20 protein-coding genes are annotated in these 20,740 nt (G+C 36.9%); 19 read left to right on the plus strand and 1 reads right to left on the minus strand.

What is annotated here, in order from left to right; all coding sequences use genetic code 11:
- Positions 1-259: 259 nt before the first annotated feature.
- The 16 genes from polA (at position 260) to RWZ05_RS00915 (ending at position 16,639) form a co-directional block, all read left to right on the plus strand.
- A complete protein-coding gene (gene polA, locus RWZ05_RS00840) occupies positions 260-2,881 on the plus strand; it encodes a DNA polymerase I (protein WP_314641139.1) in 2,622 nt (873 codons plus the stop codon).
- A 40-nt stretch (positions 2,882-2,921) separates the two neighbouring features.
- Positions 2,922-3,536 (plus strand): dephospho-CoA kinase, encoded by a 615-nt coding sequence (gene coaE, locus RWZ05_RS00845; RefSeq protein WP_314641141.1) that lies wholly within the window; start codon positions 2,922-2,924, stop codon positions 3,534-3,536.
- Positions 3,537-3,685: 149 nt separating this feature from the next.
- Positions 3,686-4,240, plus strand: coding sequence for a lytic transglycosylase domain-containing protein (locus RWZ05_RS00850; RefSeq protein WP_314641143.1), 555 nt, complete (start codon positions 3,686-3,688; stop codon positions 4,238-4,240).
- Positions 4,224-4,919: a hypothetical protein gene (locus RWZ05_RS00855; protein ID WP_314641145.1), complete on the plus strand. Its 696-nt coding sequence runs from the start codon at positions 4,224-4,226 to the stop codon at positions 4,917-4,919. The genes RWZ05_RS00850 and RWZ05_RS00855 overlap by 17 nt, the downstream gene beginning before the upstream one ends.
- Before the next feature lie 262 nt (positions 4,920-5,181).
- Entirely contained in the window at positions 5,182-5,640 is a 459-nt protein-coding gene (gene rimP / locus RWZ05_RS00860; protein WP_314641147.1) for a ribosome maturation factor RimP, read from the plus strand.
- Between the two features lie 17 nt (positions 5,641-5,657).
- Positions 5,658-6,734 carry a transcription termination factor NusA gene (nusA, locus tag RWZ05_RS00865; RefSeq protein WP_314641150.1) on the plus strand — a complete coding sequence of 359 codons (1,077 nt, stop codon included), beginning with the start codon at positions 5,658-5,660 and terminating at the stop codon, positions 6,732-6,734.
- Positions 6,735-6,736: 2 nt separating this feature from the next.
- Complete coding sequence (gene rnpM / locus RWZ05_RS00870) at positions 6,737-7,006, plus strand: RNase P modulator RnpM (RefSeq protein ID WP_005386859.1); 270 nt, start codon at positions 6,737-6,739, stop codon at positions 7,004-7,006.
- A gap of 12 nt (positions 7,007-7,018) precedes the next feature.
- A complete protein-coding gene (locus RWZ05_RS00875) occupies positions 7,019-7,324 on the plus strand; it encodes a ribosomal L7Ae/L30e/S12e/Gadd45 family protein (RefSeq protein WP_314641152.1) in 306 nt (101 codons plus the stop codon).
- A 15-nt stretch (positions 7,325-7,339) separates the two neighbouring features.
- A complete protein-coding gene (gene infB, locus RWZ05_RS00880) occupies positions 7,340-9,808 on the plus strand; it encodes a translation initiation factor IF-2 (RefSeq protein ID WP_314641154.1) in 2,469 nt (822 codons plus the stop codon).
- 9 nt (positions 9,809-9,817) lie between these two features.
- Entirely contained in the window at positions 9,818-10,174 is a 357-nt protein-coding gene (gene rbfA, locus RWZ05_RS00885; protein ID WP_314641158.1) for a 30S ribosome-binding factor RbfA, read from the plus strand.
- A gap of 17 nt (positions 10,175-10,191) precedes the next feature.
- Positions 10,192-11,136, plus strand: a complete 945-nt coding sequence (locus tag RWZ05_RS00890) for a bifunctional oligoribonuclease/PAP phosphatase NrnA (protein ID WP_314641160.1) — start codon at positions 10,192-10,194, stop codon at positions 11,134-11,136.
- On the plus strand, positions 11,136-12,077 hold the full coding sequence (locus RWZ05_RS00895; protein ID WP_314641162.1) for a tRNA pseudouridine(55) synthase TruB: 942 nt from the start codon (positions 11,136-11,138) through the stop codon (positions 12,075-12,077). Before RWZ05_RS00890 ends, RWZ05_RS00895 begins: the two co-directional genes overlap by 1 nt.
- 2 nt (positions 12,078-12,079) lie before the next feature.
- Positions 12,080-13,012: a bifunctional riboflavin kinase/FAD synthetase gene (locus RWZ05_RS00900; RefSeq protein ID WP_314641165.1), complete on the plus strand. Its 933-nt coding sequence runs from the start codon at positions 12,080-12,082 to the stop codon at positions 13,010-13,012.
- A 13-nt stretch (positions 13,013-13,025) separates the two neighbouring features.
- A complete protein-coding gene (locus RWZ05_RS00905; protein WP_314641167.1) occupies positions 13,026-13,790 on the plus strand; it encodes a shikimate kinase in 765 nt (254 codons plus the stop codon).
- Positions 13,790-15,943 (plus strand): ATP-dependent RecD-like DNA helicase, encoded by a 2,154-nt coding sequence (locus RWZ05_RS00910; protein ID WP_314641169.1) that lies wholly within the window; start codon positions 13,790-13,792, stop codon positions 15,941-15,943. The genes RWZ05_RS00905 and RWZ05_RS00910 overlap by 1 nt, the downstream gene beginning before the upstream one ends.
- Positions 15,944-16,639 (plus strand): double zinc ribbon domain-containing protein, encoded by a 696-nt coding sequence (locus RWZ05_RS00915; protein ID WP_314641170.1) that lies wholly within the window; start codon positions 15,944-15,946, stop codon positions 16,637-16,639.
- 48 nt (positions 16,640-16,687) lie between these two features.
- On the opposite strand, the gene RWZ05_RS00920 is transcribed toward RWZ05_RS00915, so the two are convergent.
- The gene (locus RWZ05_RS00920; RefSeq protein WP_004693025.1) at positions 16,688-17,290 is read right to left on the minus strand and encodes an HD-GYP domain-containing protein; all 603 of its coding nucleotides are present in this window, start codon (positions 17,288-17,290) and stop codon (positions 16,688-16,690) included.
- Positions 17,291-18,253: 963 nt separating this feature from the next.
- Here RWZ05_RS00920 and RWZ05_RS00925 point away from each other — a divergent pair.
- Genes RWZ05_RS00925 through RWZ05_RS00935 form a run of 3 tightly spaced genes read left to right on the plus strand, consistent with a single transcriptional unit; the run spans position 18,254 to position 20,450 of the window.
- A complete protein-coding gene (locus RWZ05_RS00925) occupies positions 18,254-19,060 on the plus strand; it encodes a basic amino acid ABC transporter substrate-binding protein (protein WP_314641172.1) in 807 nt (268 codons plus the stop codon).
- An 11-nt stretch (positions 19,061-19,071) separates the two neighbouring features.
- Positions 19,072-19,728, plus strand: a complete 657-nt coding sequence (locus tag RWZ05_RS00930; protein WP_314641173.1) for an amino acid ABC transporter permease — start codon at positions 19,072-19,074, stop codon at positions 19,726-19,728.
- Positions 19,725-20,450, plus strand: a complete 726-nt coding sequence (locus RWZ05_RS00935) for an amino acid ABC transporter ATP-binding protein (RefSeq protein WP_314641175.1) — start codon at positions 19,725-19,727, stop codon at positions 20,448-20,450. The genes RWZ05_RS00930 and RWZ05_RS00935 overlap by 4 nt, the downstream gene beginning before the upstream one ends.
- Positions 20,451-20,740: the final 290 nt, after the last annotated feature.

Below are 20,740 nucleotides of genomic sequence, written 5' to 3' on the forward strand. Positions count from 1 at the left end.
TAAAAATCGTTTCTTATACCTGAATGATTATATCATACCACATATTGATACGCAAGGACTTTTCAGCCCAATATTTTCCTTGTTAGTATGAAGTATAAAACATTTTCTACTGTTTATTAACTATAGCATATAAGTTGATTTTATGAAATGAAGATTATCAATATATTTGCTAGTGTTGTAACTGGTTAATTATTTTGATTTTAAAGGTTAGTTAGATCCCTTATGTTATAATAAAGGATAGAATTATGCGAGGTGTATTATGAAAAAATTAATGATTATAGATGGCAGTAGTTTGTTATTCCGTGCGTTTTTTGCGTTACCGCCTTTAAAGTCTGCCTTGGGGACTCCAACGAATGCAGTGTATGGTTTTTTAACAATGCTCATCAAATTGTATGAAGAAATTAACCCTGATTATATTGCAGTAGCCTTTGATAAAGGTCGTCAAACGTTCCGTACAGAAATGTATAGCGAATATAAAGGTAATCGTCCTGATGCACCAGAGGATTTACGTCCACAGTTTAGTCTTATTCAAGATGTATTAAAAGCCTTAGGTATTTGTGTCATTGAAGAAGAAGGCTTTGAAGGGGACGATATTTTAGGTTCTTTAAGTAAGAAATTTGGTACACCAGAGATGGCTGTTCAAATCATTACAGGGGACCGCGATAATCTGCAGCTCGTTACAGAGCATAGTCACGTGTTCTTAACTAAAAAAGGTATTTCTGATATGCTAGAGGTTACTCTTGATAACATGGAGGAACTCTATGGCTATGGTCCTGATAAGGTTATTGAAATGAAAGCCCTTATGGGGGACTCCTCTGATAATATTCCAGGTGTACCAGGTGTAGGTGAAAAAACGGCCCTTAAATTGATTACGGAATACGGTAATCTTGAGTCCGTATATGATCATATCGAAGATATTTCTGGTAAAAAATTAAAAGAACGCCTTGTAGAAAACAAAGACTTAGCATTTTTGTCTCGTGAATTAGCGACTATTAAAACAGATATGGATTTATCTTATAAAGTAGAAGACTTTGTACAAAACTTCCATACCTCTGAAGTACAGCCTTTATTTGAAACATTAGGTTTTACTAAATTAACGCCTCGTATCGTTCAAGTAATGGGTGGAGAGGAAGCCGCTTTTGGTGATCCTGGCTCTTTATTTGCTCCACAAGAGGAAATTTCTCTAGATGATTTAGCAGATGATAAGGTTTTAACACCTGAGTTCTATACGGATAAGACGGTAGCTGTACATGTTTTGCTCGACGGTAAAACTCCATTTAGAACAGTAACAAATACGTTCTTATCGAATGGTGATACTATTGTAAAAACAGACGATACTAAAGCTGTATTAGCTGTTTTACAAGGTGCTAAGGCTGTTGTTACTACTCAAACCAAGGAGATTATTGAAGCCTTTGGCGAAGATGCACCAGCGGATATTTCTCTATTTAACGATGATAAAACTGCTCGTGTTCATGATATATCTCTTCTAGCATACTTGTTAGATCCTACGCGTACTAACTATGGTTATCTATATTTGACGGAACGTTTCTCCGTGCCGAGCATTGCTAGTGGCAGCGTGGATGTAGAATGCGTATCCATGGTGAAAGCTTTACTTGCCATGAACGAAGGAGCTTGTGAATCTGCACGCCGTGAAGAGCTTTGGTCTCTATATGAAACTATTGAATTACCATTGATTCATACGTTAGTGGTAATGGAAAAAAATGGTATTTATATTGATACGGAGAAATTAGCTGAAACAACATCTCGCTTTAAAGAGGAACTAGCTCAGGTTCAACAAGAGATTTATGATATTGCGGGGGAAACTTTCAACATTAACTCGCCTAAACAATTGGGCGTTATCTTGTTTGAAAAGATGAACTTGCCAATTATTAAGAAAACTAAGACTGGATATTCTACAGATGCAGAAGTACTGGATATGCTTCGTCATGAAAGTCCGATTGTAGAGAAAATCTTGGCGTACCGCTCGGTAGCTAAGTTAGTATCTACATATTGTGAAGGCTTGGCCGTTCTTATTAATGATAAGACTAAACGCATTCACACTACGTTCAATCAAATGGTTACGGCTACAGGTCGTTTGAGCTCCTCTGATCCTAACTTGCAAAATATTCCTGTTCGTACTGAAAAGGGCCGTGAAATTCGTGCTTTATTCTACCCAGGTGCTGGTTACGATACGTTGGTGAGCGCCGATTATTCTCAAATTGAGTTGCGTATTTTAGCGCATCTTTCGGGTGATGAAGCTTTAATTAAAGCCTTTGTTGATGGTAAGGATATTCATCGTTTTACTGCGGCAGAGGTGCTAGGTAAATCTCAAGAAGATGTAACGAGCGAAGAACGTTCTCATGCAAAGGCAATTAACTTTGGTATTATTTACGGTATTTCTGACTTTGGTTTATCTCGTGACTTAGGGATTACACGGGGTGAAGCTAAAAACTATATAGATTTATATTTTAGTCGTTATCCTAAAGTTAAAGAGTATATGGATCGTATGGTGCAAGAGGCTCATGAAACAGGTAAGGTTCGCACTATGTTCGGCCGTCAACGCGAATTGCCTGATATTAACAGCCGTAACTTTAATCGTCGCTCCTTTGCTGAACGTACGGCGATGAATACACCAATTCAAGGTACTGCTGCAGATATTATCAAGTTAGCTATGAACCAAGTCGAGGAAAAGCTTGAAGAACGGAACTTTACATCTCGTCTTTTATTACAGGTACATGATGAACTTGTCTTAGAAGTAGTGAATTCTGAATTAGAAGACATAGAAGAATTATTACGTACTACTATGCAATCTATTGTGGAGTTACAAGTGCCTCTTATTGTAGATGTACATCATGCGGAAAATTGGGCGTTAGTTAAATAATAGTTTCTAACTATTAGTTTATTAAAAATAGAAGGTATATATGTTTAAAATAGGATTAACTGGTGGTATTGCATCGGGCAAAAGTACAGTCCTTACCTATTTTAAGGACAAAGGAATACCTTATATCGATGCAGATATCGTCGCTCGTGAGGTGGTGGAACCAGGTACTGAAGGTTTAGAAGCCCTTGTGGATACTTTTGGCTCTAACGTTTTACATGAAGACGGCACACTAAATCGTGAAACACTTGGTGCTATTGTCTTTCATAATGAAGAAAAACGACAATTATTAAATGGATGTCTAAAAACGCATATTCGCAATCGTATTTTAGAACTAACATCTCAATATGAAATGGCTAATACACCGATTTTAATCTATGATATTCCATTACTCATAGAAGGTGAATGGTATACCATGATGGATGAGGTGTGGCTCGTATATGTGAATGAAACGACGCAAATTAAACGTTTAATGAGTCGTAATGGATATTCGAAAGAGGATGCTTTGGCGCGTATTAAGAGTCAAATGCGGCTCGACAATAAACGATCTTTTGCAGATGTAATCATTGATAATAATGGTACGCCTCAGGCTTTGACCGCACAATTAGATACTATTTGGAGTGAGCGTTTAGCGCTGCTTTTACAAAAACCTCAATAATTACAGTGGATGTGTCAAAATTGGTATATAAAAAATAGTATTAAATGGTATAATAAGCCCATGAAATTTAGTATTATAGTATCTTAGCATTTGGTTATGGCTAGAGTATGGTAAATCGTTTTAGTAATTATATGTAGAAAGGGGGATATATGAAACGTGCAACGGCAACGGCGCTGTCTTGCGTCGTACTTGGGTGGTTTTATTTTACACATCTAGACGATCCTTTGGCGCGTCAAATCGCGTATCCCTTTAACTATAGAGATGTTGTGATGGCTGCCGCTGAGAAAGAGCAAGTGCCTCCGTCCTTGGTAGCTAGTGTTATTTTAGCTGAAAGTAAATACAAGAACACTGCTGAATCTGAAACCGGTGCCCTTGGTTTAATGCAACTCATGCCAGATACGGCTCGTTGGGTAGCTCAGCAAGTTGGCCATGGCAACTATACAGATCGACAATTAAAAGAGCCAACTACCAATATTGAGTTAGGTACTTGGTACTTGGGGCACTTATTGAAGGAATTCAATGGTGATGAGGTACAAGCGTTAGCTGCGTATAATGCAGGACGAGGTCATGTTGAGTCTTGGCTCAATGAGAATAAATGGAATGGCATGGTAGATACGATTCCGTTTCCTGAAACGCGTAGTTATGTAAAGTCTGTTTTACAGTATCAAGAAAGATATGAGGCATTATATGGTAACAATCATTGAGGCTTGTAAAGGCTTAGACTATTCATGGTTGCCTCAAAGTGTTGGAGGGTTTACTTTAGTTACATATAGTGATAGTGACTATACAGAGTTAACTGAACGTATTGAAGGTGGAGAAGAGGTTTTACAAATACCTATTTTTCATTATCAAAATAATTTAAATTGGCGATGGTCTGCATTATATGATAAAGAGGTAGAGGACTATACGGTACATATTGAAATGCCCCTCTTTTCCTTTGTTGATATTTCTTTTGTGAGAGCTGATTTAGAATCTTTTTGGATGGGGTTACAAGAACGCTGCGTTAAAGGTTTAACAAATATGTTAATCGAACCATCTAATAATTTTACCTTTACCTATCGTCGAAGAGGAATTCCTACGTGGGACTTTTCTGAGGTTATGCCTGAAGAGTTAGAAGGTTTTGTTCGAGATATTGATCCTGCTCACGGAATTCGCATGATTAATGGTTCTTTTATCATTGGTGAATACCGTAAAATGGATGAATGTACAGGTTTATTATTGTATTATAATGAGTTGCGCGATGAATATTTTGCAGAACTCCGTTATAAAAGCTATCCAGAAATTGATCATCATTTAGACGCTAAAAATTTAGATGATTTATCTAACGTGTTGCGTGAACATTTAGGCCCTATATTAAAAGGCTTACATGACCGTATTGATTAATTAGGATAGATTTGACTATGCTGTTATTGTAGTTGTTTTTGGGTTTTATAAAATGACTTATGTGGTATTGGTTTCTTAAATGCCCATTAGAAAGCGTAGAATTTGTATATACACAACAAATGTGATATACTATATATGACTTTTATATAAATCTTTTAAAAGAGTGGGCTTATGTCCACTCTTTCATTTATGATTAGCCTAATTTTCAGGTGAATGAATCAAGAGATATATACAAGATGTAGTAATGAAGGAGGCGATGGCTATGAAGAGAGAAGCAGTGGAGGAATTTGTATCCTCTGTAGTTGAAGGTATAATAGCCGGCACCGATATGGAACTCGTTGATGTAGACTATGTGCGCGAACGCGATTGGTATTTGCGTGTCTATCTCGATAAACCAGGTGGTGTAGATTTGGATGATTGTCAGTTGGTGAGCGAAAAATTAAGTGCTGTCCTCGACGAAAAAGATCCAATTACGGAAAACTATTTATTGGAAGTATCTTCTCCAGGCCTTGATCGAGTTCTTAAAAAAGATAAGGATTTGATTCGCTATAATGGCCGTGACGTAGATATTCAGTTATTTAAACCTGTTAATGGCAGTAAACAATTTACTGGTGCTTTACAAGGTTTTACGGATATAACTATCGACTTTACTATTAATGGTGAAAGCATGACATTTGAACGTTCTGCTATTGCACAAATTCGATTACATCTTGATTTTTAATACATGGAGGCATACGAGTGAGTCAAGAATTAATTCAAGCGGTAATGGTGCTTACAAAGCAAAAAGGTTTTGCTCCTGAGGTTATCTTTGAATCCTTAGAGGCTGCATTATTGCAAGCATATCGCAAAGAACCAACATCTAACCCAGATGCGTACGTTGTGATTGACCGTGAAACAGGCGTTTATAAAGTAATGGCAAAAAAACAAGTAGTAGAAACTGTGGAATTACCTGAAACAGAAATCAGCTTACTTGATGCTCGTAAAAAAGATAAACGTTTTGAGATTGGAGACGTAGTAGAAGTAGATGTAACTCCTGCCAACTTTGGTCGTAGTGCTGCCCATACTGCAAAACAAATGCTCATTCAACGTTTGAAAGAGGCTGAGCGTAGCGTAGTATACGAAGAATACTATAGCCGTGAAGGTGATATCATCACTGGTGTCATTACTCGTGTAGAAGGTAAAAACGTATTTATCAATCTTGGTAAAACAGAAGCAATCTTGCCGCCAACAGAGCAAATCGGTACTGAAACATATCGTGAAGGGGACCGCATTAAATGCTATATCGTAGAGGTTAAGAAAACTACGAAAGGCCCTCAAATCATGATTTCCCGTACACATCCAGGCCTATTAAAACGTCTCTTTGAATTAGAAGTGCCAGAAATCTTTGAAGGCGTTGTGGAGCTTAAATCTGTAGCTCGTGAGCCAGGTATGCGCTCTAAAATCGCTGTATATAGCCGCGATGAAAATGTTGATCCTGTAGGTGCCTGCGTAGGTCCTAAAGGTCAACGTGTACAACATATCGTTGATGAATTACACGATGAAAAAATCGACATTGTTAAATGGGATGAAGATCCAGCAATTTACATTGCTAACTCCTTAAGCCCTGCAAAGGTTGTATCTGTAGATGTAAGCGAGGAAGAAAAATCTTCTTACGTAGTAGTACCTGACTACCAATTATCCTTAGCGATTGGTAAAGCTGGTCAAAATGCTCGTTTAGCTGCGAAGTTAACAAACTGGAAAATCGATATTAAAAGCGAAACTCAAGCTGCTGAAGAACCTTTCACAGGTTTTGGCAATGCTGAGGATGGTGAATAGTCATGAAACCGAAATCCCAACCTATGCGAACTTGTGTAGGATGTGGTGAGCCTAAGGCTAAACGTGAATTGATTCGCGTAGCTTTGAGCCCAGACGGTAACATCAGTATTGATCGCACTGGTAAAGCACCAGGACGTGGAGCTTATCTATGTGAATCCATGTCGTGCTTTGAGCAAGCCTATAAAGCAAAACGATTAGAACGGTCATTAAAGCATAGTGTATCGAAAGAGATATACGAAGCGTTACAACGTGATTTACAAGAGAATGAGTAATCACTGATATACATGAATGAAGATAAAATTTTGAATCTCTTAGGTTTAGCACAACGAGCAGGCAAAGTTATTTCCGGTGATTTCATCGTAGAAAAGTCTATAAAGAGAAAGGAACCGAAATTGGTACTTCTCGCTGGTGACTGTGCAGCCAACAATGAAAAGAAATATACTCAATTAGCAGAGACACATCACATTCCACTTCATAGTATTGCCAATAAAGAGGCGTTAGGAACGGCCATTGGTAAAGAAGTTAGGGTAGTAGTTGCCATACTAGATGATGGATTTGCAAAGGCATTATTAAAAGAGATTGATCGATAATAAGGGGGTATGTAGATGTCCAAAAAGCGCGTCCATGAAATCGCCAAAGAGTTTGGCGTAGAAAGTAAGCAGGTTATATCTATTTTGCAACAACATAATGTAAATGTTACGAAAGCAGTTAATTCTGTAGATGATTCCGGTTATGAAATTGTAAAAAAACAATTGAGCAAAAACTCTGAAGCACCTAAAGTAGTACAAAAAACAGAACAAAAATCTGCTCCAACTGCGGCTCATAAACAAGAAGCTGCTCCACATAAACAACAACATCCAAATCGTTCTAACGAACATAAAAAGGATAATCATAAACAAGGTGGTCAAAAACAAGACGATCAATCTAAACAAAAGGACCACAAAAAAGGAAATGTACGTCACGTACAAATTTCTGAGCCTACACGTAAATCCGATGGTAACCAACATGGTGGTGACCGCGCTAATAATCGCCCTAATAACAATAATAACCGCAATAATGACAACCGTAATAATAACGGTCGTCCTAATGATGCGCGTAATAACGAAAATCGCAATAATGATAACCGTAATAGCGACAACCGCAACAATGATAATCGCAATTCTAATAACAACGATCGCCGTAACAAGAAAAATAAAAAAGGTGGCAATAATCGCCCTCAATCCTTGTTATCTACATCTATGCAAAAGAAAAAGAATCGCGTAAAACATCGTAATGAACAGTACTTACAACAAAAAGCTGAAGCTGAGCGTAAGGCTGAAGCAGCGATTGCAACAGAAATTGAATTAAGCGGTCCTTTAACTGTTAAAGAATTAGCTGAAAAAATGGGGCGCGAAGTATCTGAAATCATCAAAAAGTTGATGCTTTTAGGTGTAATGGCAAGCATTAACCAAGAGGTTGATGTTGATACAGCTACCATCGTAGCCGAAGAGTTTGGCGTAACTGTAACTGAAGTAGAGCCTGAAGAGGATCCTACTGATATCATCGAAATTGAAGATGCACCAGAAACATTAAAACCTCGTCCACCAGTAGTTACTATCATGGGTCACGTTGACCATGGTAAAACATCCTTATTGGACGTAATTCGTCAAACTAACGTAACAGCTGGTGAAGCTGGCGGTATCACTCAACATATCGGTGCATATCAAGTTCGTTATAACGATAACAAAATTACTTTCCTTGATACACCAGGCCATGAAGCATTTACTGCTATGCGTCTACGCGGTGCGAAGTCCACAGATATCGCAGTTCTCGTAGTAGCTGCTGACGACGGTGTGATGCCACAAACTATCGAGGCTATTAACCATGCTAAATCTGCGGAAGTACCTATTATCGTAGCCATCAATAAAATGGATAAACCAGGTGCTAACCCAGACCATGTTAAACAACAATTGTCTGAACATGGCCTTTTACCAGAAGAATGGGGCGGTGATGTAATCATGGTTCCAGTTTCTGCTAAACAAAAACAAGGTATTGACGACTTGCTTGAAAATATCTTGCTCGTTGCAGAAGTTATGGAATTAAAAGCTAACCCTAACCGCAAAGCTTACGGCGTAGTTATCGAGGCTCAACTTGATAAAGGCCGTGGTGCTGTATGTACAGTATTAGTACAAAAAGGTTCCCTCCGCGTAGGTGATACAGTTCTTGCTGGTACTGCATACGGTAAAGTTCGTGCTATGACAAATGAACGCGGTGAAAAAGTAAAAGTAGCTCGTCCATCTATGCCAGTAGAAATCTTGGGCTTCTCCGAAGTTCCACAAGCTGGTGAAATCATCAATGGTATGGATGATAACGAAGCACGTGCAATCGCTGAAAAACGTATTGCAAAACAACGCGTTCAAGAATTACAAGCAACTCACAAAGTTACATTGGATGATATTTTCAACCAAATTCAACAAGGTGAGTTAAAAGACCTTAACATCATTATCAAAGCTGACGTTCAAGGCTCTGTAGAAGCATTGCGTCAATCTTTAGAAGGTATTAAAAACCCTGAAGTTCGTATTGTTATCGTCCATGCTGCAGTAGGTGCTATTAACGAATCCGATATCATGTTGGCTTCTGCATCTAATGCAATCGTAATGGGCTTCAATGTACGTCCAGATGCTAATGTTCGCCGCGCTGCGGAAAATGAAAAAGTTGACCTTCGTACATATCGCGTAATCTATGATGCTATCAACGACGTTGAGTCCGCGATGCGTGGTATGTTGGCACCTCAATTCAAAGAGGTTATCGTTGGTCGTGCTGAAGTACGTCAAGTAATCTCTACACCTAAAGCAATTGTTGCGGGTTCTTATGTAACTGAAGGTCGTATTACTAACGACTCTGAAGTACGTTTGATTCGCGATGGCATCGTTGTATTTGAAGGTAAGGTTGATTCCTTACGCCGTTTCAAAGACGAAGTGAAAGAGGTTAAGACATCCTTCGAATGTGGTATTTCCTTAGAAGGTTACCGTGATGTGAAGGAAGGCGACGTTATTGAAGCATACTTAATGGAAGAAATTGCACCTCAAATTTAGGAGGTTTATATGAGTGACGTTCGTGTCAGAAAACTACAAGAATTTATCAAACAAGAGGTAAGTCAAATGTTGATGCGCGGGTTGAAAGACCCTCGCATCGGTTTTACAACAATCACTGATGTTCATGTGACAGGTGATTTGCGGGAAGCTACGATTTATGTTTCCTTGTTTGGTTCTGATAAGGAAAAACAAGATACCCTTATCGCGTTAAAGCATGCATCTGGCCATATTCGTACTGAGCTTGGCAAAGTACTTAAATTGCGCCATATTCCTTCTATCACTTTTGATAAGGATACGTCTTTAGACTATAGCATGCATATCGAATCCCTTTTGAATGAAATCAAAAAGGACGAAGAAACAAATTAACACAAAGGATACAGAACATGAGTAAGATTACTATTAATCAATTACATATGGCTCTGTGTGAAGCTAATTCTATTATGCTAACCGTCCATGTTAGACCTGATGGCGATGCTATCGGGTCCATGGTGGCCTTTTACGAAGCCCTTATAGGACAAGGTAAAACTGTATATATGGTAGTGGATGATGTAGTTCCTGAGAAGTACTCATTCTTACGATATACGGACCACATCCATGATGTAGCATACTTTGAAACTAATCCAGTTGACATTGATATGCTCATGGTTTTGGATGCTAGCACGTATGAGCGAATTGGCAAAGTAGGTGCACTCTGGAGTGCACCTATTTTTAATATAGACCACCATATTTCTAATACAGAGTTTGCAGATCATCTATATTTGAAGCCAGAATTTGCTGCTACAGGTGAAATTATTACGGACTTATGCACGAAATGGAATTGGCCTATCACTGAGTCGATGGGTACCGCATTATATATGGCGATTGCTACAGATTGTGGGTTCTTTAAATTTAGTAACACTACAGCTAATACCCTTGAAATGGCTGCTAAATGTGTAGCTTCAGGGGCTAGACCTAATGCTATTTCTGAAACAATTGAGTCCATGTCTGCTAGTCGCTTAGAATTAACAAAACAAATTATGCAAACTATTGAGTTCCACAAGAATAATACAGTGGCCACGATCGAGTTAAATCGTGAGGCTATGACAATTCTTGGAGATGATACGGATGGTTTTGTAGATATTATTAGAAACGTCGATACTGTTGATATTGCAGTTTTATTAAAAGCTGAAGCTGATGATAGTACACGGGTTAGCTTACGTTCTAAAGGTACCGATGTGAATGCTATAGCTAGCCGTTTTGGCGGTGGCGGACACATTCGAGCTGCTGGTTGTACGATTAATTTACCATTAGAGGAAGCAAAAGAAGCTCTTATTGAGGTAATTAAGTAATGGATGGCATTTTACCATTTTTAAAACCGCCTGGTATTACAAGTCATGATGCTGTAGCCATTTGTCGCCGTATTTTAAAAGAAAAGCGCATTGGTCATAGTGGTACACTTGATCCTATGGCTTATGGTGTATTACCTATATTCCTTGGTAAGGCTACGCGCCTCATAGAGTATACTGAAGGTTTTGATAAAACCTATGTTGCGGAATGTAAATTTGGAACTTTTACAGATACTGAAGATAGCGCAGGCCAACCTGTATTACCTGATACCGACATGGTATTGCGTGAAGGTGTCGTATTAGATGAATCTTTTCAGTTTTCTGAAATCTCAAAGTCTATGCTTAAACCATCATTTGATGAGTTGGTTACTACCCTGAATACCTTTGTAGGAATTCAAAATCAGAGGCCATCTAAGTATTCTGCTATTAAAGTAAATGGCATTCGAGCTTATGAATATGCACGAAAAGGGATTCCTGTAGAGTTGCCATTACGTCAAATTCATATTAAACATATTGAATTAATAGCTTATGGATTTCCATACTTTACGATTCGCGTAACTTGCTCAGGTGGCACTTATATTCGTTCGTTATTACGAGATATTTGCATTTCTCTGGGCATACCAGGCACTATGACATCTTTGGCACGTACTCAAGTAGGACCTTTTGTTATTGATTCCGCTAACATGGCGGAAGAGTTAATGTTACATGGTGAAAGCCTTTTATTACCAACAGATGTGGCGGTATCTCATCTTTCACAAGTGACTGTAAATAGTGTACAATTAAAGATGATGGTTCAAGGCAAGGAGTTGCCTATTAACAGTGAATTTTCTTTCACTGAACCAAATAATTTGTATAGAGCCTATGGACCACATGGTTTCATTGGTATTATGAAACGAACAAACCACTCCTTAAAGGTGGAAAAAAATATTTTTATTGAAGGATAAGTATGAAGCAAATACATTCGTTTGATGAACTACGTCAAATCAAAGATACAAAAGTATATGCCCTTGGTACCTTTGATGGCATTCATCGCGGTCATCAACGAGTTATACGTAAGGCTGTTGAGGAGGCTGCATCAGTTAATGGTGTTAGTATCATCATAACCTTTGAACATCATCCGTTAACGATTTTGCATCCCGATCGAGTACCAAAACGGGTCATTCAAGAAGAGATTATGGATTCTGTTCTTGAAGAGTTAAATATTGATTATATCTTACGATTGCCTATGACTGAAGAATTATTAAGAATGAGTGCTGATGAGTTTTTAGATGCTCTTTGTAAAGATACTACTGTGGAAGCCATCGTCGTTGGTGAGAATTTTACATTCGGTGCTAACGGGCTGGGTAATCCTGAATATATGAAACAAGTATTGGCGGATAGGGGAATACAAGTTTTAGTTCAGCCTTTATTGCCTTGTGATGGACTTAGTACTCCTATTTCCAGCACTGAGATTAGAAAAGCTATTCGAGAAGGCCGTCTAGAAGATGCCACTCATTGGCTTGGTAGACCATTCCAATTTAAAGGCACTGTCATAAAAGGTGATCAACGGGGACGTACATTAGGATTTCCTACATTAAATTTGTTACTTCCTAATGAAATGGCCACGCCTCCAGATGGCGTATATGCTAATCGTGTATGTATCGATGGCATTTGGTATGATGGGGTAGGTAATATTGGAGACAATCCAACATTTAAAAACCAGTATCATAGATGTGAAGTACACGTCTTTGACTTTGACCAAGATATATATGGAAAAGAAGTAATTGTACAATTTATTTCCTATCTTAGAGGGGAAGTTAAATTTAATAACTTACAAGATCTTATCGATCAAATGAAAGTAGATGAAGAACAGGCGTTAGCTATTTTAGCTAATGCATAATAAGGGGGTTCTCATGGATATTAAAGAAGCTCGCAAACAAATTGACAGTATTGATACTGTTTTAGTCGGTGAATTTGAAAAAAGACTATCCTTAATTAAAGAAATTGGCAAATATAAAGATGAACATCATTTGCCACTTGTCGATGAAGAACGGGATGAAAGCATCATTGCTATGCATCGTGCCAATTGCAAAGATGAGTCTTTAGCGAACTATGTAGAAAACTTTATGAAAACTGTTGTTTCCATGAGTAACGAGTACTTAAAAGAAAATATGCATAAACATATTTTTCTCATAGGTATGCCTGGTGCAGGTAAGACTACAGTAGGTAAAATGTTAGCTAAAGAATTGGGCCGAGATTTCTATGACTTAGATCAAACGATTCAAGACAAAGTGGGAAAATCTGTCCAAAAAATCTTTATTTATGACGGTAAAGATGCATTTAGTAAATATGAATATAATACAATCAAAGAATTAATTCATAACAAACCATCTGTTATCGCTACCGGTGGTGGTACAGTTACCTATGATAAAACTGTAAACTTAATGCGCAATAATGGTCTTGTTGTATTCGTTAATCGCGATGTAAATCATATTCTCGATGATTTGGATCTTGAAATTCGTCCACTTGTAAAAGAAAGTATCGAGTATATATTTAATGTATACGAAGAACGATATCCATTATACGAAGAAGTGGCGCATATCAAAATTGGTAACGAAGGTAGCATTACCGATGCGGTGCAAGAAATTATTGAAGCCTTGCCTAATACGGAGAAATAATGGACGCTATACGAGGATTTGTATACCGAACTATATATGAGAATACACAGCGTACATATTGCGTGTTTATCCTCAAAGATTATAATGAGGAATACATTACTTGTACCGGCAAATTTGAGTCTCCTAAAGAAGGGGAAGATATTGAAGTACGAGGTCGCTATGTAGAGCATGAAAAATACGGGCGTCAATTTGATGCGAGCAGCGTGGAAAAGTTAAAGCCCGATAATATGGGCGCAGCTAAGACGTATTTACTAAACCTAGGTATAAAAGGGTTTGGGGAGAAGTCTGTAGAGAAGGTTCTCGACTATTTTGGCATTCGTATTTTAGAAATTTTGCGTCAGGAACGTCCTGAAGAAATTAAGGATGTTCCTGGTCTTCGAAAAAGTGTTAAGGATGAATTATTTAACACTTTACTAGGTGAAGGTATTTTATCCGATTTGAATCACTTTTTTGAAAGTCACCATATTTCTTCTAAATGGAGTCGAACTGTATATACTTATTACGGTGTTCAGTCGGTAGCTGTCATAGAGGATAACCCTTATACCTTATTGCGTGTTGCACCGGATATGCTCTTTGGTACGGCTGACACATTAGCGGAACATTTGGGCATTACAGGTAGTGATTCTCGCCGTCTAGAGGCTGGTTTAGAATGGATTTTGCGCAGTTTAGATAATCAAGGTCATACATGCTTGCCAGTAGATCAACTGATAGGTCGCTTAGATGATCTTTTGCAAACTGATGTAGATGATATTGCTAACTTTATTGAAAGCCTTTTAGAGCAAGGTGCCTTGTATAGTACATATTACGAAGATATTTTATATATCTATCCCCCAGAAATGTATGTTTCTGAAGTGGAAGGTGTTCACTATACTAGGGAGTTTTTATTAGAAGCAGATCCAATTGCTTTAGATATTCCTAGCTTTATAGACCGATTTGAACATGATAACTATATTACCTTTGGTGATGCTCAAAAAGAGGCTATTCAGCTTTCTTTCTTTGAGAAGTTTTCCCTCATAACTGGTGGTCCTGGTACGGGCAAAACAACGATTATTAAGGCTTTAGTAAAAGGGTTCCAACTAGGTGGATTAGGTCGTATTATCTTATGTGCCCCTACGGGCCGCGCTGCGAAACGACTTACAGAGGCTACGGAGTTTGAAGCTACTACGATACATAGATTATTAGTACCTGTTCAAGGTAGTGATTCCTATGATTTTACTAAGAATGAGGATGATCCATTAGATATAGATGTTATTATCATCGATGAAGCTTCTATGCTCAATGTTCGTCTATTCTATTCTTTAATGGCCGCTATTCCTAAAGAAGCTCATGTTATTATCGTAGGCGACGTCGATCAGTTGCCACCCATTGGGGCCGGTTTTGTATTAAAAGATTTGCTTCATAGTGATTGTGTACCTTATACACGACTCAATCAGATTTATCGTCAAAGTTCTGGCAACACTATCGTTGAAAGCGCTTATGCCATCAATCGAGGGGGAATGCCGAATCTAGATGGTGTGAGTGAAGAGTTTTCCTTTATTCCCGTTAAGTCCTATGACATGATGATGAAAACTATCATCGATGTATATAAACGAGAGCAGGAATATGTAGAGGATGAATTAGATATTCAAATTATTTCTCCTATGCGTCGTGGTGAAGCGGGTAGTACGTTGATATCTCAATATGTACAACAAGCTATTAATCCACCAGATAGCTATAAAGGGGAAGTACGTGTAAATGGCATTACTTATCGCGTTGGCGACAAGGTTATTCAAATCCTAAATGACTATGAGTTAGAGGTCTTTAATGGTGAAATTGGTGTCATTTACGCCATTACACGAACAGATATTTGTATCCGATTTATCCATAAAGAGGTTCGTCTACCTATCGATGAAGCACATATGATTATGCCAGCCTATGCTATTACGGTTCATAAAAGCCAAGGTAGTGAGTATGGCGTAGTTATTATTCCGTTTGTTCCTAGATATGGTGGTATGTTACAACGCAACTTGTTGTATACTGCTGTTACTCGAGCAAAACGAAAAGTTATTATTGTTGGTACTACTAGTGCTGTTGAACGTGCAGTACGTACCGTTAATGCTGATGAACGATATACATTGTTTAAAGAACGACTACAAGGGAGATGTGATTCTTAAATGAGTCTTTTAGATTTCCTATTTCCACCGGTTTGTCCTCACTGTGGTGCGCCTGTAGCAACACAAGGTGATTGGTGTAAAACTTGTTTTACAGATCTATTACATATTCGTCATGTGCCACATAAATTTTTACATCATGTAGATGATGTCTGTGTGCTTGCGGAATATCGTGGTGGTCTAAAGTCTATGATTTACGATGTAAAATTTAATGAAAAAAAGGAGCAGTCCAAAGGGGCTGCTCCTTTTTTAACGTCGTACAACTTTTACATGAAATATGATAAATATAATATAGTTAGTCGTAATTGTAAGACCGTATATGACTATATTGTGCCCGTACCGTCTAGTGCTAAAAAAATTGATAAAAGGGGATATAATCAAGTTGATTTATTTTTCAGGCATTGGGCACAGTCCTTACAAAACATTGATAATAAGCATTTTATTTGGTTAGACTGTATATATAAATTTGATACTTCAAATGATATGTGGGCTTTAACTAATAAGGAAAGACATCAAAATATTGATGATGCCTTTGTCATAAAAGCTGAGTACAAGGATATTGAATTGGCTGATAAAAATATTTTAATTGTAGACGATATTTATACGACAGGCGCAACCATTGAAGCTGTAACTAAGGTGTTGAGATCATATAAACCTTTTAAAATTGATGCATTAACATTAGCTAGTGGTAGTTTTTAAATCCCAATAAAAAAGCGTCCACCATAAGGTGAACGCTTAGTAAGTATATTAGCCAAGAACATCAATAAAAGCTTTTACTACATCTGGATCGAAAAGAGAACCAGATGCACTAAAGAGTTCTTCTTTTGCTTTAGCTTTAGTTTTTGCCCAAAACTCGGTAGATGGATTAACTGTTGTATCATAATAATCGGCAACAGCAATGATTCGAGCTCCTAATGGAATGTTAGCACCTCGTAAATGCTTTGGATAACCAGAGCCATCCCATTTTTCGTGGTGGTAACGAATATAAGGCAAGATTTGTTGGCAGCAAGGGTAGTTTTCGATCATATTGGCACCACTTGCCGCATGTTGCTTATACTTGGACATTTCTTGTTTATTTAGATATGGAGATTTTTGAATTAGTGCATTAGGCACCATTAATAGCCCTACATCATGCAGTAAAGCTGCGTGACGAATTTGTTCAATTTCATTTAATGGTAAACCCATTTTAGCAGCAATACTAACTGCATAGTTTGAAACTTGGATAGAATGAGTATAAAGATGATAGCTTTTCATTTGTATCATCTGCAAAAGCTGAGCACTTATTGCTTCTAAACTGTCCTTTTCCAGTTCATACAACCCAGATGGTTGCATCAATGATAACATAAACATAATAAACCCCTCTAACTAACGTACAGAACATTTGGTACAACCCCTCGTACTCATGTTCATATCGTACAACTTTAGGCCGTTCTAATTTAACAGTATACAAATTATACACCATAAATAATATTTTGTGTATGATACGTATGTTCTTATATATATAATGTATTCATATTTAGCATACTAAAAATAATTGACTTTTTAAGAATCCACTAGATATAGTACTTTGAAAAAATAATTTTAGAAATATTAAAATAATATGAAGAATTTTTTAGGTTTTCTATTCCAATTTTCTATACATCAAGAAATAGGGGTTGCAAAAAATATTCTCATTAGTCTGAGAACTCATCGTTAGTATGTTTGGTTTTAAATTTATAGTATCATTTATATCATCGTTTATAGCATCTATTTTCATTACTAGAGTTGCTATTATACTATTGTAGGTGCATATATAATATACTACCTATAAAATTATTATTTACCTAGACATGAATACTCTTATTCTTTATAATACGTCTATACGGGTCTGTGGTTGAAAGTCGAGGCTAGTCGCAGGCAAAACGATCCACATAAGCAGTCTAAGAGACTGTGAGCATGGTGCGGCTTAGGTGTAAGTCCTGCCGGGAAACCGAGAGAGGTAGTAGTGGGGAGTCTCAGACTTATGAGCGAACCCTCCAGCAGGCGAGTGTGGGGGCAAAGACCAGGTCAGCCGTATACGGGCACATGAGGCTTTTCTCATGTGCTTTTTCTTTTTATACATTTGTATATTAAAAAATCTATAGAAACTCACTATCTATGGTAATATTTTTATTCAAAGTGTTTATATTTATACAGCGCGTGTATAAATATAATATATAAATATAGATATTTTGCAATATTTGTTATATTTATATACAAAATAGTTGACATATTTATACTAACTATATATACTGTTATAAAGTAATAGTAAGTTAGAACAAAGAGGTTGATAAAATGTTAAATAGCAAGTTGAAAAAATTAATTGTTGGTGGTTGTATGTTAGTTATTGCTGGCTCCTTAATTGGTGGCTGCGGTTCATCTAATCAAACAGCTTCTAATAAACTAGTTGTTGGTACTAATGCAACATTTGTTCCCTTTGAATTTAAAGATGAAAAGTCTCAAGATTATACTGGTTTTGATATTGATCTTATTCGTGCTATTGGTAAACGTATTAATAAAGATATAGAACTTAAAAATGTTGCTTTTGATGCTTTGATTCCTGCGTTAAATACTCGCGATATTGATGTTGCTGCATCTGGTATGACTATTACTAAACCAAGAAGCGAAAAAGTATTATTCTCTTCTCCTTATTATGAGAATGCGTTAGCAGTAGTTTTTAAAGATGGTACAACTATAAATTCTCTTGATGATTTAAAAGGTAAAAAAATCGCTGCTCAATTAGGAACAACTGGTGCTGACTTGGCTCATAAAATTGAAGGTACAACAGTAAAAGAGTTTGACCATAGTAATGAAGCTCTGTTAGAATTACAAAATGGTGGGGTTGATGCAACTATAATTGATTTGCCTGTAGCACAATACTATAGTACAAAACACCCTGACCAAAATATTAAATTTATGGCATATCCAAATACAAAAGAATATTTGGGCTTAGCAATTAACAAAGATAATAAAGCGTTGCAAGAACAAATTAATAAAGCAATTGCCGATATGAAGGCAGATGGTGAGTTTAATACATTATATAAAAAATGGTTTAATGTAGATGCACCTGCTGATATGCCAGTAGTGTTAGAATTTAAATAATAGGAGAGATCATGAGTTTTAATTGGGGGTTAATTGCGGATAATTTACCGCTCTTACTACAAGGTGCACTTGTGACTGTAGAAATTACAGCAATGTCTGTAGGCTGTGGTTTCTTTATCGGCTTGTTAGTATCTTTAGCGAATTTATCTAAATTTAGTTTAGTTAGATTATTAGCGAAATGTTATGTAGACATCATTCGTGGTACGCCACTATTGGTACAAATCTTCTTGATTTATTTTGCTTTACCAATGATTACAGGTCAACGTATTGATCCATTCATTGCAGCTGTTACAGCATGTAGTATTAACTCCGGTGCATATGTATCAGAAATCTTCCGTGCTGGTATTCAATCTATAGATAAAGGTCAAATGGAGGCTGGTAGATCTCTAGGTTTAACTTGGAGCCAAACCATGCGTTATATCATTATGCCTCAAGCGTTCAAAGCAATTATTCCTCCATTAGGGAACGAATTTATTGCTATGTTAAAAGACTCCTCTTTGGTTTCTGTTATCGGGTTTGAAGAATTGACACGTCGTGGTCAATTAATCATTGCTAAAACTTATGCATCCTTTGAAATCTGGGGTACAGTTGCTGTTATTTATCTAATTATGACTGTAACTATTTCACAATTAGTTGGATACCTTGAAAGGAAATATAGCATTAAATGATTAGATTAGAAAATGTACATAAAACCTTTGGTAAGAATGAAGTACTTAAAGGGATTAATTTACATATTGAGCAAGGTCAAGTTGTGGTTATCATCGGGCCATCTGGTTCTGGTAAAAGTACGGTTTTACGTACGATGAACTATTTGGAAGAGCCTACATCTGGTAAAGTTATTGTAGATGGTATGGATCTTTCAGATAAAAAGAAATTAAATGAAGTACGTGCTGAAGTGGGTATGGTATTCCAGAACTTTAATTTGTTCCCCCATATGACTGTTATGGAAAACTTAACCTTAGCGCAAACTAAGGTTCGTAAAATATCTTCTGATGAAGCAAAGAAAATAGGTCAAGCTTTACTTGATCGTGTAGGTTTAGCGGATAAAGCTAATGCCTATCCAGAGTCTTTGTCTGGGGGGCAAAAGCAGCGTGTTGCAATTGCTCGTGCGTTGGCTATGAAACCTAAGGTGATGTTGTTTGATGAGCCAACATCTGCGCTTGATCCAGAAATGGTTAGTGAAGTACTAGATGTAATGAAATCATTGGCAGAAGATGGGATGACGATGGTTATTGTTACTCATGAGATGAGCTTTGCAAAAAAAGTTGCAGATAGAGTATTATTTGTTGATGGTGGTTTGATTTTGGAAGATGATACGCCAGAACGTGTATTTGATTCACCAACAAATGAAAGAACAAAATCCTTTTTGGACAAAATTTTATTAGATTAATTTCTAAGTTAATAAGAGGCAATCTTTAAAGATAGAGATTGCTTCTTATTTTTTTGTTTTTAAATATTACCAATTTTGTTTATATTTATTTTTGTGATATATTTATAGCTTTATATCTATTAATATATTTGATGACTTATTCAAAATTCTAAAGTAGAAGGCTATGTATGTGCTCTAAATAAGGATTCATTAATCTAATAAATACGATTAGCGCTATAAATATTTGTGATATAATTATAATTTATACAGTTATTTTTTGTAGTGATAATTTTTAATTCATATATTTTTAT

This window comes from uncultured Veillonella sp. (assembly GCF_963543145.1).
In the GTDB taxonomy this organism is placed as follows: Bacteria; Bacillota; Negativicutes; order Veillonellales; family Veillonellaceae; genus Veillonella.

Bases quoted from the DNA above. Each gene is read 5' to 3' on its own strand.
- RWZ05_RS00900 (WP_314641165.1), top strand. From the start codon at position 12,080: ATGAAGCAAATACATTCGTTTGATGAACTACGTCAAATCAAAGATACA.
- RWZ05_RS00930 (WP_314641173.1), top strand. From the start codon at position 19,072: ATGAGTTTTAATTGGGGGTTAATTGCGGATAATTTACCGCTCTTACTA.
- coaE (WP_314641141.1), top strand. From the start codon at position 2,922: ATGTTTAAAATAGGATTAACTGGTGGTATTGCATCGGGCAAAAGTACA.
- polA (WP_314641139.1), top strand. From the start codon at position 260: ATGAAAAAATTAATGATTATAGATGGCAGTAGTTTGTTATTCCGTGCG.
- rnpM (WP_005386859.1), top strand. From the start codon at position 6,737: ATGAAACCGAAATCCCAACCTATGCGAACTTGTGTAGGATGTGGTGAG.
- RWZ05_RS00925 (WP_314641172.1), top strand. From the start codon at position 18,254: ATGTTAAATAGCAAGTTGAAAAAATTAATTGTTGGTGGTTGTATGTTA.
- rbfA (WP_314641158.1), top strand. From the start codon at position 9,818: ATGAGTGACGTTCGTGTCAGAAAACTACAAGAATTTATCAAACAAGAG.
- rimP (WP_314641147.1), top strand. From the start codon at position 5,182: ATGAAGAGAGAAGCAGTGGAGGAATTTGTATCCTCTGTAGTTGAAGGT.
- RWZ05_RS00890 (WP_314641160.1), top strand. From the start codon at position 10,192: ATGAGTAAGATTACTATTAATCAATTACATATGGCTCTGTGTGAAGCT.
- RWZ05_RS00935 (WP_314641175.1), top strand. From the start codon at position 19,725: ATGATTAGATTAGAAAATGTACATAAAACCTTTGGTAAGAATGAAGTA.
- RWZ05_RS00850 (WP_314641143.1), top strand. From the start codon at position 3,686: ATGAAACGTGCAACGGCAACGGCGCTGTCTTGCGTCGTACTTGGGTGG.
- RWZ05_RS00920 (WP_004693025.1), bottom strand. From the start codon at position 17,290: ATGTTTATGTTATCATTGATGCAACCATCTGGGTTGTATGAACTGGAA.
- RWZ05_RS00910 (WP_314641169.1), top strand. From the start codon at position 13,790: ATGGACGCTATACGAGGATTTGTATACCGAACTATATATGAGAATACA.
- RWZ05_RS00905 (WP_314641167.1), top strand. From the start codon at position 13,026: ATGGATATTAAAGAAGCTCGCAAACAAATTGACAGTATTGATACTGTT.
- RWZ05_RS00915 (WP_314641170.1), top strand. From the start codon at position 15,944: ATGAGTCTTTTAGATTTCCTATTTCCACCGGTTTGTCCTCACTGTGGT.
- RWZ05_RS00875 (WP_314641152.1), top strand. From the start codon at position 7,019: ATGAATGAAGATAAAATTTTGAATCTCTTAGGTTTAGCACAACGAGCA.
- infB (WP_314641154.1), top strand. From the start codon at position 7,340: ATGTCCAAAAAGCGCGTCCATGAAATCGCCAAAGAGTTTGGCGTAGAA.
- RWZ05_RS00895 (WP_314641162.1), top strand. From the start codon at position 11,136: ATGGATGGCATTTTACCATTTTTAAAACCGCCTGGTATTACAAGTCAT.
- RWZ05_RS00855 (WP_314641145.1), top strand. From the start codon at position 4,224: ATGGTAACAATCATTGAGGCTTGTAAAGGCTTAGACTATTCATGGTTG.